The sequence below is a fragment of the Pseudonocardia benzenivorans CB1190 genome (genome assembly GCF_000196675.2).
Taxonomy (GTDB): Bacteria; Actinomycetota; Actinomycetes; order Mycobacteriales; family Pseudonocardiaceae; genus Pseudonocardia; species Pseudonocardia benzenivorans.
Genome location: NC_015312.1, coordinates 2,855,059 through 2,869,697 on the forward strand (window position 1 = coordinate 2,855,059; position 14,639 = coordinate 2,869,697).

The window sequence follows — 14,639 nt, forward strand, 5'->3', positions numbered from 1 at the left end:
GAGGATGTCGTCGTGGACACGAGCACCCCCGAGGACGCCGAGCTGCAGGCGCAGTTCGACGCGACCGTCGCGGCCGACCAGCGGATCGAGCCGCGCGACTGGATGCCCGAGGGGTACCGGCGCACCCTGATCCGCCAGATCGCCCAGCACGCGCACTCCGAGATCATGGGGATGCAGCCGGAGGGGAACTGGATCCTGCGGGCGCCGTCGTTGCGTCGCAAGGCGATCCTGCTGGCCAAGGTCCAGGACGAGGCCGGCCACGGGCTGTACCTCTACGCCGCGGCCGAGACCCTCGGCGTCGACCGCGACGACCTCACCCAGCGGCTCGTCGACTCCCGGCAGAAGTACTCGTCGATCTTCAACTACCCGGCGCTGTCCTACGCCGACATCGGCGTCATCGGCTGGTTCGTCGACGGTGCGGCGATCTGCAACCAGGTGCCGCTGTGCCGCTGCTCCTACGGGCCCTACGCGCGGGCGATGATCCGCATCTGCAAGGAGGAGTCGTTCCACCAGCGCCAGGGCTACGAGCTGCTGCTGGCGATGGTCAACGGCACCGACGCGCAACGCGAGATGGTGCAGGAGTCGGTGAACCGCTGGTGGTGGCCGTCGCTGATGATGTTCGGCCCGCCCGACGGCGACTCCCCGAACTCGCAGCAGTCCATGGCGTGGGGCATCAAGCGGCACACGAACGACGAGCTGCGCCAGCGCTTCGTCGACATGACCGTGCCGCAGGCCGAGGTCCTCGGCGTGACGCTGCCCGACCCGCAGCTGCGCTGGAACCCCGACCGGGGCGCCCACGACTACGGCGAGCCCGACTGGGCCGAGTTCAAGGCCGTCCTCGCCGGGTCCGGCCCGGCCAACGCGCAGCGGCTCGCCCACCGCAGGCGTGCCCACGAGAACGGTGCCTGGGTCCGTGAGGCCGCCCGGGTCCACGCGGAGAAGCAGGCCGCGCGCAAGGAGGTGGCCGCGTGATCCCGGCCGACGACGCACCCGCCGCCGCCGAGCCCGCCGCAGGCGAGACCCCGGCCGCCGCGCGCCGGGGCTGGCCGCTCTACGAGGTCTTCGTGCGCGGCAAGCGCGGCCTCAACCACGTCCACGTCGGCTCGATCCATGCCGCCGACGACGAGATGGCCCTGCACAACGCCCGCGACGTGTACACCCGGCGCAACGAGGGCGTGAGCATCTGGGTGGTCCGTGCCGACCACATCGCGGCGTCGAGCCCGTCGGAGAAGGACCCGTTCTTCGCCCCGTCCGCCGACAAGATCTACCGGCACCCGACGTTCTACGCGATCCCGGACGAGGTGCCGCACCTGTGAGCGCGCGATCGAGCAGCCGAGGGGAGGAGTCACGATGAGCCCGCACGCCGAGGAGGAGGACGCGACCAACGCCTACCAGTCGCTGTCGGAGACCGCCGGCATCGACGACCCGCGCTGGGCGTTCGGCTCGGGATTCGAGGACGTCGAGGCCGAGATCGAGGCGCCCCTCCCTGCCGGGGTCGACGCGGCCGACCTCGCCGAGTACTGCCTCATGCTCGGCGACGACGCGCTGGTCTGCGCGCAGCGCATCGCGGAGTGGGTGTCCAACGCCCCGGAGCTGGAGGAGGAGGTCGCGCTCGCGAACACCGCGCTGGACCTGCTCGGCCAGGCCAGGGTGCTGCTGTCGCGGGCCGGGCACGTCGAGGGCGCGGGACGCGACGAGGACGCGCTGGCCTACCTGCGCAGCGAGGCGCAGTACCGCAACGTCGCGCTCGCCGAGCGAGGCGACGACCTCGACTTCGGCGTGGCGATCGCGCGGCTGCTGGTGTTCACGACGTGGCGGCTCGCGCTGATGTCGCGGCTGCTCGACTCGCGCGACCCCGTCGTCGCCGCGGTCGCGGCCAAGGCCGTCAAGGAGCTGACCTACCACCGCGAGCACGCGGCCAGGTGGGCCGTCCGGCTCGGCGACGGCACCGACGAGTCGCACCGGCGGATGCAGGCGGGCCTGGAGGCCGTGTGGCCCTTCGTCGAGGAGCTCTTCCGGACCACCGACGTCGAGCGCCGCCTCGTCGCCGTCGGTGTCGCCGTCGACCCCGCGGACACCCGCGCCGAGGTCGACGCGGTGCTCGACCAGGTCCTCGCCGCCGCGACGCTGACCCGCCCGGACCGCGCCCCGATGGGGCTGCTCGGCGGGCGGGGCGGCCGGCAGGGCGTGCACACCGAGGCGTTGGGACACGTCCTCGCGACGATGCAGAGCCTCGCCCGCGCGCACCCGGGGGCGACGTGGTGAGCGCGCCGGCGCGGCCCGCGGCGCGTGCGGTCGTCGCGTGCGTCGTCGACCCCGAGATGCCGATGCTCACCCTCGACGACCTGGGCGTGGTGCGCTCGGTCGAGACCGACGGGGACGCCGTCACCGTCACGATCACCCCGACCTACTCCGGCTGCCCGGCCGTCGCGGAGATGTCGGCCGACCTGCGCGCGGCGCTGACCGCAGCCGGGTACGGCCCGGTGCAGGTGCGCACGGTCCTCGCGCCCGCATGGAGCACGGACTGGATCTCCGACGACGGCCGTCGCAAGCTCGCGGAGGCCGGCCTGGCCCCGCCCGGCGCCGCCCCGCGCCCCGCCCCCGGACCGGTCCCGCTGACGCTCGCGGGCCCCGCGACCGTCGTGCGCTGCCCCCGTTGCGGCTCGCCCGCGACCGAGGAGCTCTCGCGCTTCGGGCCGACCGCGTGCACCGCCCTGCGCCGCTGCACCGAGTGCCGCGAGCCGTTCGAGCACATGAAGGAGATCTGACGGTGACCGCCGCGACCACGTCCCTGCGGGCCCCGGAGGCCGGTTCGTTCCACCCGCTGCGGGTCGGTGCCGTCGAGCGGCTCTGCGACGACGCCGTCGCCGTCACCTTCGACGTCCCCGACGAGCTCGCCGACACCTTCGCCTTCCGGCCCGGCCAGTACCTGACGCTGAGGCTGCGCACCGACGCGGGCGAGGAGCGGCGCTCGTACTCGATCTGCGCGCCCGCGGGGGCCGCGCCCCGCGTCGGGGTGCGCCGCATCGACGGCGGGCTGTTCTCCGAGTGGCTCGTCGACCGGCTCGTCGAGGGCGACGAGATCGAGGTCGGGCCGCCCGCCGGGTCGTTCACCCCGGACCTCGCCGCCGGCACCCACCACGGGTTCGTCGCCGCCGGCTCGGGCATCACACCGGTGCTCTCGATCGTCGGATCGCTGCTGGCGGCCCACCCCGACACCCGGGTCACGCTGCTCTACGGCAACCGGCGCACCGACACCGTCATGTTCACCGAGGAGCTCGCCGACCTCAAGAACGCCTACGGCCCCCGGCTGCACCTGCTGCACGTGCTCTCCCGCGAGCCCATGGAGTCCGAGGTCGTCAGCGGGCGGCTCGACGCCGCGAAGCTCCGGCAGCTGCTGACCCTGCTGGTCGACGTCGACACCGTCGACGACTGGTGGCTCTGCGGCCCGCTCCGCATGACCGACGACGCCGTCGCCGTGCTGGGCGAGCTGGGCGTGCAGCGTCGGCGGGTGCACCGCGAGCTCTTCTACGTCGACGCCCCGCCGCCCGAGCTGCACCGACCCGACGAGGCGCTGCCCGACGGCGAGACCAGCGAGGTCACCGTCGTGCTCAACGGACGCGCGACCGCGCTGACCCTGCCGCGCGACGTCGCCGTCCTGGACTCGGCCCAGCGCGTCCGCGCCGACCTGCCCTTCGCCTGCAAGGGCGGCGTGTGCGGGACCTGCCGGGCCCGGGTCACCGACGGGGAGGTGCGGATGCTGCGCAACTTCGCGCTCGAGGACGACGAGGTCGACGCGGGCTTCGTGCTCACCTGCCAGACGCTGCCGGTGTCGGACGCGGTCACGGTCGACTACGACGTCTGACGCGTTCCCGTCACCCGTCGTGACGTGTCGATCACGACACGACCGGGTCCCCGGCGGGACATCCGGGACGCACGGGCGCAGGATGGCGGTGTCGCGAGCGATCGGGTTCGCGAGCGTTCCGGGGCCGCGAGACTGTCAGGGAGGTGCCGACCGTGACGCAGCGCTGGGCCGTGCTCATCGCGACCCTCGCCCTGCTGGGCTGGGCCGCCGCACAGGCATGGCTGATCCTGCGGACCAAGCCCGCCCGGGTGAAGCTCGCCGCCGCCTCGGCCTTCGCGGCGGTCGGCATCGCGGCGCTCGGGGTCGGGCTGGCGTTCACCCAGGGCTCCGCCGACGACCCGGCGGCCCCGCAGGCCTCCGGCTTCGCGCAGGCCGCCGGGGCGCCGCCGCGCATCGGTGACGCGGCCACGGTGCCGGTGCCGACCTTCCCGGTCGCACCCACGGCCCCCGCCGTCGCACCCCCTCTCGAACCGGCGCCCGGCGACGCCGCCGACTCCGTTCCCCTCCGCGCGCTCGCGCTGCCGCCCGCCCGCGCCATCGCCGCGGCCGCGGCCGTCCCGCCGCCCGTCGCGCCGCCGGCCGCCGTCGCCCCGCCGGCCGTCCCGCCGCCCGCGGCCGTGCCGCCGCCGGCCGTGCCGCCCGCAGGCGGCGCCGAGGGCACGACCGCGCCGCCTCCGCCGCCGACCACCCCGCCGCCGACGACACCGCCGCCGACGAACCCGTCGCGCCCCGGCCACGGGCACCACCATCCGCGTCCGCCGGCGCCGACGACCTCACCCACGGCCCCCGCCTCATCCACGACATCGCCGACCTCCTCGACCTCGACCTCGGCCTCGGCCTCGGCGACCTCGACGACGGTCCCGGCCACGAGCTGAGCCGCGCCCGCCGCTCGCGGTCCCTCGCGCCGGTGGCCTCGACCGCGTCCACGCGTGTCGTGGCCGACGGACGGGCCACGTGCGTGCCGGCCGCGTCCGGCGCACCGCGGTGGGTCGGAAACCGCGTGGCAGCGCCGGACACCGCGGATACGATCGCCGCATGCCGCCCGATTGACGCCCTTCGCCGCCCCCTGCGCCCGATCCGCGCCGGCTGACCCGGCTGGCGGTCGGGCTCGCCACCCTCACCGACCTCGTGCCGGTGTACGCGCTGTACGCGGTCTGGTTCGGCGCGAGCGGGCTCTCGGAAGCACAGATCTCGGCGCTGTTCGTGATCTGGTCGGTCGTGGGCCTGGTCGTCGAGGTCCCCTCGGGCGCGTTGGCCGACCGGTTCTCCCGGCGCGGCGCCGTCGTCGCCGCCGGCCTCGGCCAGGCCGTCGGCTATGCGGTGTGGGCACTGTGGCCGACGTTCGCCGGGTTCGCGCTCGGGTTCGCGCTGTGGGCGATCGGCGGGTCGCTGGACTCCGGGGCCCGCGAGGCGCTGCTGTACGACGCGCTGGCAGCGGCGGGGGCGCAGGCCCGCTATGCCCGGCTGATCGGCGCCACGACCGCCGCGGGCCTGCTGGCCGAGGTGCCCGCGGCCGGGCTGGCGACGCTGCTCTGGTCGGTCGGCGGGTTCACGGCCGTGGCGTGGGCGAGCGTGGGGACCTGCCTGCTCGCCGCCGTGGTCGCGACGCGGCTGCCGGAGACCCGGCCGGACCCGGGGAGCGGGCCGGACGGCAGCACCGACCGCAGCACCGACCGCAGCACCGACCGAAGCACCGACGGCAGGACCGACGATGACGAGCCCGGCTACCGCGCCGCGCTGCGGGCCGGGATCGCCGAGGCGGCGGCCCGGCCGGCGGTGCGCGCGCTGCTCGTCCCGGTGGCGGTGCTCGCCGGGGTCGACGCCGTCGAGGAGTACTTCCCGCTACTCGCGGCGGACTGGTCCGTTCCGACGGGGTTCGTGCCGCTCGCCGTCGTCGCGACCTCGGTCACCGGCGCCGCTGGTGCAGCCCTCGCCGGCCGGGTCGCGGGCTGGAGCCGGTGGCGGCTCGCCGCGGTGGTCGCGGGGGCGGGCGCGGCGCTCGCCGTCGCCGCCGCCCTGGCCGTGCCCGCGGGGATGGTGCTGGTCGCCGCGTTCTACGGCGCGTACCGGATGGTGCTGGTCGTCCTGCAGGCACGGTTGCAGGACCGGATCGGCGGCCCCGCGCGGGCGACGGTGACGTCGGTCGCGGGGCTCGCGACGGAGGTCGTCGGCATCGGGGTGTTCGCGGCCTGGGCCGTGGGTGGCGTGTGGCCGGTCGTCGTCGCGGCCCTCGCGGTGGCGGCGCTCCTGCCGAGGTTGCTGCGCGGCGACGGCCGAGGCTGACGGGCCGCCGCGCGGACACACCGCGGGTCGCTGGCGGCGGTGGTCGCGGGTCGGGAAGGATCAGCGTCCCGGACGTCGTGCGGGTCCCGGACGTCGTGAGGTCAGGAGAACACAGGTGAGCGTGCCACCCACCGGACGACAGCTGACCGTCTCCGACGGCGCCGGGACGACGGCCGTCGTCACGGAGGTGGGCGCCGGGCTGCGGGCCTTCGAGGCGAACGGCGTCGCCTACACGGAGACCTGGCCGGAGACCGAGCGGCCCCCACGCGGCTGCGGCGCGCTGCTGGCGCCGTGGCCCAACCGGGTCCGCGCCGGGCGCTGGGCCTGGCAGGGTGCCGAACAGCAGCTCGCGCTCACCGAGCCCGCGGCGGGCAACGCGATCCACGGCCTGCTGCGCCACGTCTGCTGGGTCGTCGACCAGCACGACGACGACGCCGTCACGCTGACCGCGTCCGTGATGCCGCAGCCGGGGTGGCCGCAGCCGGTCCGGGTGTCGGTGCGCTACGGCGTGGGCGCGGGCGGGCTCACCGTCGCGATCTCGGCCGAGAACCTCGGCACGGCCGACGTGCCCTTCGGCGTCGGGTCGCACCCGTACCTGCGCGTCGGGTCGACCCCGGTGCGCGAGTGCACCCTCGAGCTCGGCGCGACGACCGCGGTCCCGCTCGTCGACCAGCTGCCCGCGGGCGAACCGCGCCCGCTCGCGGCCGAGGAGCGCACGATCGCGCTGCGCGACGCGCGGCTCGACGACTGCTTCGGCGGTGCCCGGCCCGTCGACGGCGACGACCTCGTCCGCCACCGGCTGACGTCCGCGGACGGCGGCGTCGAGCTGTGGGCCGACCCGGCGTTCGGCTGGGTGCAGGTGTTCACCCCCGATGACCTGGGCGGACACGGGCCCGCGGTGGCCGTCGAGCCGATGACGTGCCCGCCCGACGCACTGAACTCCGGCGAGGGCCTGGTGGTGCTGGCGCCGGGGGAGCGGTGGAGCGCCCGCTGGGGGCTCCGACCGCTGGGCTGAGCGGCCCGCCGTTCCGGTACCGGAGTGTCGTCACGGGCCCGCCGGCCCGCCCGGGCCGTCGACTACGGTCACGTCATGCGGACGGTGCTCGTCATCGGGATCGGCGCGGGCGACCCGGACCATCTGACCCTGCAGGCCGTCGCGGCCCTGCGCCGTGCCGACGTGTTCTTCGCCATCGACAAGGGGTCGGCGAAGGACGACCTGCTCGCGCTGCGCACGCTGCTGCTCGACCGGCACGTCGGGCCCGGCGCGTACCGCGTCGTCGAGGCGGCCGACCCCGAGCGCGACCGCGACGCCACCGGCCCGGGCTACCGCGAGGCCGTCCTCGACTGGCAGGACCGCCGCGCCGCCGTCTACGCCGGGATGATCGACGACGAGCTCGGTCCCGACGGCGTCGGCGCTTTCCTCGTCTGGGGCGACCCGGCGCTCTACGACGGCACGCTGCGGCTGCTCGCCGGCATCCACGACGCCGACGTCGCCTCCGGTGGCCAGGGCTTCACGATCGAGTCGGTCCCCGGCATCAGCAGCGTCGCCGCGCTCGCGGCCGCGCACCGGCTCATCCTCAACCGCGTCGGCGGGTCCGTGCTGGTGACGACGGGCCGGCGGCTGGCCGCCGGGATGCCGCGCGACGTGGACGACGTCGTCGTCATGCTCGACGGCTCGACGGCGTTCGCCGCCCTGCCCGACGACGACGTCGACATCTACTGGGGCGCCTACCTCGGCACCCCCGACGAGATCCTCGTCGCGGGCAACCTGCAGAAGGTCAAGGACGACATCGTCCGTCGCCGCGCGGCGGCCCGCGAGCGCAAGGGCTGGATCATGGACACCTACCTGCTGCGCCGCGATCCCGGCCGACGCTGAGGCCGGGGTCGGCGACCGTCTCCGATTGAGACGGCGATCACCGTGGCCGTCACGCAGGATGGCCCGATCATGTCCTGAAGGACCCACCCCCGGAGGCCCGAGCACGTGAACGCGATGACCGCAGCCGTCAAGGTGCGTGTCGCGCGGGCCCGGTCGGGGGCGCTGCTCCTGGGACCCGCGCTCGTCGCGGCCGCCGCGTACGTCGACCCCGGCAACGTCGCGACGAACACCGCCGCGGGCGCCTCCTACGGCTACCTGCTCGTGTGGGTCGTGCTCGTCGCCAACCTGATGGCGGGCCTCGTGCAGTACCTGTCGGCCAAGCTCGGGCTGGTCACCGGGAGGTCCCTGCCGGAGTCGCTGCGCGAGCACCTGCCCCGCGGGACGCGCGTCGCCTACTGGGTGCAGGCCGAGCTGGTGACGATGGCGACCGACCTCGCCGAGGTGCTCGGCGGGGCGATCGCCCTCGCGCTGCTGTTCGACCTCCCGCTGATCTGGGGCGGCGTCATCACCTCGGTCGTGTCCATGGCGATCCTCAAGGTGGCCGACCGCAACGGCCAGAAGCGGTTCGAGCGGGTCGTCGCGACGATGCTGGCCGTCGTCGGGGTGGGCTTCGTCGCGAGCCTGTTCGTCGCGCCGCCGTCGGCCGCGGGTGTCGTCGGCGGCATCGTCCCGGGCTTCGCGGGCACCGGCAGCGTCCTGCTGGCCGCCGGCATGCTGGGCGCGACGGTCATGCCGCACGCGATCTACGTGCACTCGTCGCTCTCGCGCGACCGGCACGGCTCGCCCGCGCCCGGCCCCGCCCGTCGCCGGCTGCTGTCCGCGACCCGCGCGGACGTCGCCGTCGCGCTCACCGTCGCCGGTGCGGTGAACCTGGGCCTGCTGCTCGTCGGCGCCGCGGTGCTGACCGGCGACCAGCGCACCGCGACGCTCGAGGGCGTCCACGCCGCGATCGGCGACAAGCTCGGGCCGCTGTTCGCGATCGGGTTCGCGGTCGCCCTGCTGTTCTCCGGCCTGGCGTCGACGGCGGTCGGCTGCTACTCCGGCTCCGTCGTGATGTCGGGGCTGCTGAAGATCCGGGTGCCGCTCGTGGCCCGCCGGATCGTCACGGCCATCCCCGCGCTCATCGTCCTGGGCATCGGCATCGACCCGACGTGGGCACTCATCGTCTCGCAGGTGGTGCTGTCGTTCGGCATCCCGTTCGCGCTGATCCCGCTGGTCGTCCTCACCTCGCGCCGTTCGGTCATGGGCGAGGACGTCAACCGGCGCGGCACCGTCGTGGCCGGCATCGTGGTGTGCACGGCGATCGTCGCGCTCAACGTCGTGCTGATCTACCTGACGGCGACCGGGCAGGGCTAGGGACCTCTGGGCCTGCGGACGCAGCCCGGGGTGATCGGCGTTCGCGGGACGTCGGCGCATCTGCTCGCGCTCACGTCGGCGGCCGGGGTGGACCCGCGACCCGACGAGCGTGGGGCTCCGTGCGCTCAATGGTGGTTGCGCCGGCGGCGCCCGTGCAACCCCGGGAGGGACTCGTGACCGCCCCGAGCACCCGGAGGGTGCCGATGTCCCATCCCGACCGTCACCCCGACCCCGTCCCCGCCGGCTCCCGGCCCGACGCCGTCGAGTTCGTCCACCGCAGCTGGCGCGCCGAGCCCGCACAGCTCGGCGCCATCCGCCGCGAGCTCGTCGACTGGATCACCCCGCTCGGGCTGAGCCCCGATGAGGTCGACGACGTCGTGCTCGCCGTCGACGAGGCCACCGCCAACGCCGTGCAGCACGCCTACGGCCCCGACGAGCACGGCGACGTCGAGCTGACGCTCTGGACCGAGCCCGGCGCCCTGTGCATCGAGGTCACCGACCACGGCAACTGGCACCCGACCGACACCCCCGGCCGCGGCATCGGGCTGATGCAGCGCATGGTCGGCGCCGTGCTGATCCATGTCGACGACGCCGGCAGCAAGGTGCACCTGCGCCATCCGCTGCCCGCCGCGGACCAGTCGGCGGGGCATCACCGCGCGGGCGAGGGCGCCTGATCCCCGCCGCCGGACGTGCGCGGCGTCCCGAGCAGCGCCCGGGCGCCGCGCAGCACGTGCTCGCGGATCGCGGCCGGATCGGCATCCGACATCGGCCGCGTCGGGATGACGGTGCGCAGCAGCCCGATCCCGAGCAGCCACGCGAGCATCAACCCGGCACGCAGGGCGGCGTCGGCCTCGTCGTCGGTGTCGACGAGCCCGGCGAACGTCCCGCCCCAGCGCGTCTCCAGCTCCGCGCGCATCGCCGCGCCGGCCTCGGTGCTGCCCGTCGAGCGCAGGACCGCGAAGAACAGCTCGGTGCCGCTCGGGTCGTCGGCGGTGATGGCGGCCAGCGCGCGGTCGAGCAGCTCCTCTGGCGGCCCGTCCTCGAGCAGCGCCATCGCCTCGCCGGAGAGCGCCTCGGCGAAGAGTCCCTCCTTGTTGCCGAAGTGCCGGAACAGCAGGGCCTGGTTGACGCCGGCGCGCTCGGCGACGGCGCGGACCGTCGTGGCGTCGTACCCGACGGCCGCGAACAGCTCGCGAGCGGCGACGAGCAGCGCCCGGCGCGTGGCCGCGGCGTCGCGGGGCCGTGCCCGCCGCGCGCTCGCCTCGCCGGTGTCCTGCGTCGCCATCTGCTCTCCTCCTGGGCCCGCCCGCCCCGCCGGGCCTGTCTGGTTCGTCGGAAACGACCGTGCCGGGCGGAGTCGAGGTCATCACAACACATCGGGCCCCCGCGGCGGGTGCGGCCGCGGCGCGACGCGCCCGTGCGGGCCCGGACCTGCCCCGGCCGTGTGACGCCGCGTGCACGGGACGCCCGTACCGGGCCCGCCTCCTCGGCAGGTCGCCGTGGGGCGTCGCGCCGGGACGTGGTGCCGGGACGTGGTGCCGGGACGAGGCATCGGCACAGCAGCACGACGCCGCAGGTCCGGCGGCCGAGGGCCGTCCCGCAGACTTTCCGACCGTAACCCGTGTGAGCCGGGGACGGCGCGGGTATGCGCCTTCGGACCGTGCGCAGCGGCCGGGTGGGCTCGTGCCCGCGGTCGCGAGGTCGCCCGCTCCCGCGACCGGCCGCGACGCCGACCGGCCCGCCTGCACGACAGCCACCCGCACGACAGCCACCCGCACGACAGCCCGTACGACGAGGAGGAACCGGCGACATGGCCCGCCGTGACGATCCCCAGCCCCAGGCCCCCGACATCGGGGAGCTGGTGCACGAGAACGCCGACTACACGCTGACCGGCGAGGGCGACCCGTTGGACGCCGGCTGGGTGCCGCCCGACCGGCCGATCGAGCTCGACGGCGACACCGTCACCCCTGCCGGGGCCCGCGCGGGCGAGAGCCACGACGACAGGCTGGCCCGCGAGCTGTCCGACGACGCCGGGCCGACGGATGCCGAGCGGGCGGGACGGCTCGTCGCCGAACACACCGACGCGGGCGGCGGGGCCGTCGACGACAACGATGCCGTCGAGGTCGGGGTCGACGGCGGCGCCGCGTCGGCGGAGGAGGCGGCGGTGCACCGCACCGGCGGCGACCCGCTCGAACCGGTCGTCGACGACAGCCCGGTCGGCGACCCCGAGGTCGCCGCCCAGCTGGACGACGGACCGCGCGCCGAGCAGGCCGAACGCGACGCCCACCGCGACGCCGAGGGCGACCCGATCGCGGGCCGCGACGAGGAGCACCGCGACCCGGGCGGCGTCCTGGATCGCGCGGCCGGTATCGACGCGGTGCCCGACGCGGCGGGGGCGGCGGCCGCGGCCTCGGGCCGTGACGACGCCGGACCCGACGGCAGGTTGTCCTGACCGCGCCCGCCGGTTCACTCCCGCACGGCGGGGACCACGTGGCGCGGCTGCGCGCCGTGTCGTTGCGCGTGACCCGGCCGCGGCTCGCCGTGCTCGCCACCCTGCACGACCACCCACACGTCGACACCGAGACGGTCATCGGGCTGGTCCGGGCGAGCCTGCCCACGGTGTCGCACCAGGCGGTCTACGACGTGCTGCGGGCGCTGACCGACGCCGGCCTGGTGCGCCGCATCCAGCCGGCGGGCACGACCGCCCGGTACGAGGCGCGCGTCGGGGACAACCACCACCACGTCGTGTGCCGGGTCTGCGAGGCGATCGCCGACGTCGACTGCGCCGTCGGCCCGGCCCCCTGCCTCGACGCCTCCGACGACCGCGGCTTCCTGATCGACGAGGCCGAGGTCGTCTTCTGGGGCATCTGCCCCGCCTGCGCGGCCCAGCGCAGCCGTGAAGAACAGCGAGTCCGGAAGGCACACCGATGAGCGACCCCGAGAACCGCAACCCCGAGAACTCCGGCACGGCGAACACAGGATCCGAGACGAGCGGCACCGGCCCGTCGAGCGCACAGGGGGTGGACAAGAAGGCCGAGGCGGGCTGCCCCGTCGCGCACGACTCGGTGACCTCCCACGGCAGCGAGAGCGAGAACCCGGCGATCGACTCGCCGACCGCGAAGTCGTCGGGCAGGCCGCACACGGTCCGCGACTGGTGGCCCAACCAGCTCGACCTCTCGGTGCTGCGCGCCCACTCGCCCAGGAGCAACCCACTGGGCGCGGACTTCCGGTACGCCGACGAGTTCGCGAACCTCGACGTCGACGCCCTCAAGCGCGACATCGTCGAGGTGCTGACGACCCCGCAGGACTGGTGGCCCGCCGACTTCGGCCACTACGGCGGGCTGATGATCCGGATGAGCTGGCACGCCGCGGGCACCTACCGGATCTACGACGGACGCGGCGGCGCGGGCGACGGGGCCCAGCGGTTCGCCCCGCTCAACAGCTGGCCCGACAACGCCAACCTGGACAAGGCACGTCGGCTGCTGTGGCCGGTCAAGGAGAAGTACGGGCAGCAGATCTCCTGGGCCGACCTGCTCGTCCTCGCCGGCAACGTCGCGCTCGAATCGATGGGCTTCCAGACGTTCGGCTTCGGCTTCGGCCGCGAGGACACCTGGGAACCGGAGGAGATCTTCTGGGGCCCGGAGGACGACTGGCTGGGCGACGAACGCTACGTCACCGACAGCGACATGGTCCCCGAGCTCGGCGCAACCGAGATGGGCCTGATCTACGTCAACCCCGAGGGCCCTCGCGGCAGTGCCGACTTCATGGCGGCGGCGCACTTCATCCGCGAGACGTTCGCGCGGATGGCGATGGACGACGAGGAGACCGTCGCGCTGATCGCGGGCGGGCACACCTTCGGCAAGACCCACGGCGCCGGGGTGGCCGACGACCACGTCGGCCCCGAGCCCGAGGCCGCGCCGCTGGAGACGCAGGGTCTGGGCTGGCTGAGCACCTACGGGACGGGCAAGGGGCCCGACACGATCACCAGCGGGCTGGAGGTGACGTGGACCGACCGTCCGACCGAGTGGAGCAACCGCTTCTTCGAGATCCTCTTCGGCTACGAGTGGGAGCTGACGACCAGCCCCGGCGGGGGCAAGCAGTACGTCGCCAAGGACGCGCCCGAGATCATCCCCGACCCGTACGACCCGAACGTCAAGCACCGGCCGACGATGCTGACGACCGACCTGGCGCTGCGCTTCGACCCGACCTACGGGCCGATCTCGCGGCGCTTCATGGAGAATCCCGACGAGTTCGCCCTCGCGTTCGCGAAGGCCTGGTACAAGCTGCTGCACCGCGACATGGGTCCGGTCAGCCGATTCCTCGGCCCGTGGGTGGCCGAGCCGCAGCTGTGGCAGGACCCGGTGCCCGCGGTCGACCACGAGCTCGTGGGCGAGGCCGACGTCGCCGCGCTCAAGGAGACGATCCTGGGGTCCGGACTCACCACGGCCCAGCTCGTCGGCACGGCGTGGGCGTCCGCGGCCAGCTTCCGGGCCACGGACAAACGCGGGGGGGCCAACGGTGCGCGGCTGCGCCTGGAGCCCCAGCGCAGCTGGGAGGTCAACCAGCCCGAGCAGCTCACGTCGGTGCTGGAGACGCTCGAGGGCATCCGCGACGAGTTCAACGCCGGCGGCGGCGCGTCGATCTCGCTCGCCGACCTGATCGTGCTGGCCGGGTCGGCCGGCGTCGAGAAGGCCGCGCGCGACGCCGGTGTCGAGCTCACCGTGCCGTTCCGTCCCGGCCGCACCGACGCCACCCAGGAGCAGACCGACGTCGACTCGTTCCGGGTCCTCGAGCCGCGCGCGGACGGCTTCCGCAACTACCTGCGCGCCGGGGAGAAGCTCCAGCCCGAGGTGCTCATGGTCGACCGCGCCTACATGCTCGACCTGACCGCGCCGGAGATGACGGTGCTCGTCGGTGGCCTGCGCGCGCTCGGTGCCAACGTCGGCGGGAGCCCGCACGGCGTTCTCACCGACCGGCCGGGTGTGCTCACCAACGACTTCTTCACCAACCTGCTCGCGCCCGGTACCCGGTGGACGACGTCGAGGTCCGAGGAGAACGTGTACGAGATCCGCGACGTCGCGACCGACGAGGTGCGGTGGACGGCCACGGCCGTCGACCTCGTCTTCGGCTCCAACTCCCAGCTGCGGGCCCTCGCGGAGGTCTACGCGGGTGAGGCCGGACGGGAGCGCTTCCTGAACGCGTTCGTCTCGGCGTGGACCAAGGTGATGGAGCTCGACCGGTTCGACCTCGCCTGAGCCC

15 protein-coding genes are annotated in these 14,639 nt (G+C 74.8%); 14 read left to right on the forward strand and 1 reads right to left on the reverse strand.

All coding sequences use genetic code 11. From position 1 onward, the window contains the following. Nucleotides 1-12: 12 nt before the first annotated feature. The 11 genes from paaA to PSED_RS13670 all read left to right on the forward strand — a co-directional run bounded on the left by paaA (nucleotide 13) and on the right by PSED_RS13670 (nucleotide 10,054). Entirely contained in the window at nucleotides 13-972 is a 960-nt protein-coding gene (gene paaA, locus PSED_RS13620) for a 1,2-phenylacetyl-CoA epoxidase subunit PaaA (RefSeq protein ID WP_013674825.1), read from the forward strand. After that, nucleotides 969-1,316: a 1,2-phenylacetyl-CoA epoxidase subunit PaaB gene (gene paaB / locus PSED_RS13625; protein WP_013674826.1), complete on the forward strand. Its 348-nt coding sequence runs from the start codon at nucleotides 969-971 to the stop codon at nucleotides 1,314-1,316. The genes paaA and paaB overlap by 4 nt, the downstream gene beginning before the upstream one ends. A gap of 34 nt (nucleotides 1,317-1,350) precedes the next feature. After that, nucleotides 1,351-2,265, forward strand: coding sequence for a 1,2-phenylacetyl-CoA epoxidase subunit PaaC (paaC, locus tag PSED_RS13630; RefSeq protein ID WP_013674827.1), 915 nt, complete (start codon nucleotides 1,351-1,353; stop codon nucleotides 2,263-2,265). Next, nucleotides 2,259-2,768, forward strand: coding sequence for a 1,2-phenylacetyl-CoA epoxidase subunit PaaD (paaD, locus tag PSED_RS13635; protein ID WP_013674828.1), 510 nt, complete (start codon nucleotides 2,259-2,261; stop codon nucleotides 2,766-2,768). The genes paaC and paaD overlap by 7 nt, the downstream gene beginning before the upstream one ends. A gap of 2 nt (nucleotides 2,769-2,770) precedes the next feature. After that, nucleotides 2,771-3,865, forward strand: a complete 1,095-nt coding sequence (gene paaE / locus PSED_RS13640; RefSeq protein WP_013674829.1) for a 1,2-phenylacetyl-CoA epoxidase subunit PaaE — start codon at nucleotides 2,771-2,773, stop codon at nucleotides 3,863-3,865. A 152-nt stretch (nucleotides 3,866-4,017) separates the two neighbouring features. Then, a complete protein-coding gene (locus tag PSED_RS13645) occupies nucleotides 4,018-4,740 on the forward strand; it encodes a hypothetical protein (RefSeq protein WP_013674830.1) in 723 nt (240 codons plus the stop codon). Between the two features lie 253 nt (nucleotides 4,741-4,993). Continuing rightward, a complete protein-coding gene (locus tag PSED_RS13650) occupies nucleotides 4,994-6,148 on the forward strand; it encodes an MFS transporter (RefSeq protein WP_013674831.1) in 1,155 nt (384 codons plus the stop codon). A 115-nt stretch (nucleotides 6,149-6,263) separates the two neighbouring features. Then, the gene (locus PSED_RS13655) at nucleotides 6,264-7,163 is read left to right on the forward strand and encodes an aldose 1-epimerase family protein (RefSeq protein WP_013674832.1); all 900 of its coding nucleotides are present in this window, start codon (nucleotides 6,264-6,266) and stop codon (nucleotides 7,161-7,163) included. A 75-nt stretch (nucleotides 7,164-7,238) separates the two neighbouring features. Continuing rightward, nucleotides 7,239-8,024: a precorrin-6A synthase (deacetylating) gene (gene cobF / locus PSED_RS13660; protein ID WP_013674833.1), complete on the forward strand. Its 786-nt coding sequence runs from the start codon at nucleotides 7,239-7,241 to the stop codon at nucleotides 8,022-8,024. 114 nt (nucleotides 8,025-8,138) lie between these two features. Further along, nucleotides 8,139-9,380: an Nramp family divalent metal transporter gene (locus PSED_RS13665; protein WP_041761164.1), complete on the forward strand. Its 1,242-nt coding sequence runs from the start codon at nucleotides 8,139-8,141 to the stop codon at nucleotides 9,378-9,380. Between the two features lie 203 nt (nucleotides 9,381-9,583). Then, the gene (locus PSED_RS13670) at nucleotides 9,584-10,054 is read left to right on the forward strand and encodes an ATP-binding protein (RefSeq protein WP_013674835.1); all 471 of its coding nucleotides are present in this window, start codon (nucleotides 9,584-9,586) and stop codon (nucleotides 10,052-10,054) included. Here PSED_RS13670 and PSED_RS13675 read toward each other — a convergent pair. Beyond that, nucleotides 10,030-10,665 (reverse strand): TetR/AcrR family transcriptional regulator, encoded by a 636-nt coding sequence (locus PSED_RS13675; RefSeq protein ID WP_013674836.1) that lies wholly within the window; start codon nucleotides 10,663-10,665, stop codon nucleotides 10,030-10,032. The two genes, PSED_RS13670 and PSED_RS13675, sit on opposite strands and share 25 nt — an antisense overlap. Before the next feature lie 525 nt (nucleotides 10,666-11,190). Here PSED_RS13675 and PSED_RS13680 point away from each other — a divergent pair. The 3 genes from PSED_RS13680 to katG are packed head-to-tail and all read left to right on the forward strand — an operon-like array spanning nucleotide 11,191 to nucleotide 14,635. Beyond that, nucleotides 11,191-11,832, forward strand: a complete 642-nt coding sequence (locus tag PSED_RS13680) for a DUF5709 domain-containing protein (RefSeq protein WP_013674837.1) — start codon at nucleotides 11,191-11,193, stop codon at nucleotides 11,830-11,832. 38 nt (nucleotides 11,833-11,870) lie between these two features. Next, nucleotides 11,871-12,311 carry a Fur family transcriptional regulator gene (locus PSED_RS13685; RefSeq protein ID WP_013674838.1) on the forward strand — a complete coding sequence of 147 codons (441 nt, stop codon included), beginning with the start codon at nucleotides 11,871-11,873 and terminating at the stop codon, nucleotides 12,309-12,311. Continuing rightward, nucleotides 12,308-14,635: a catalase/peroxidase HPI gene (gene katG, locus PSED_RS13690; RefSeq protein ID WP_013674839.1), complete on the forward strand. Its 2,328-nt coding sequence runs from the start codon at nucleotides 12,308-12,310 to the stop codon at nucleotides 14,633-14,635. The genes PSED_RS13685 and katG overlap by 4 nt, the downstream gene beginning before the upstream one ends. Nucleotides 14,636-14,639 lie beyond the last annotated feature (4 nt).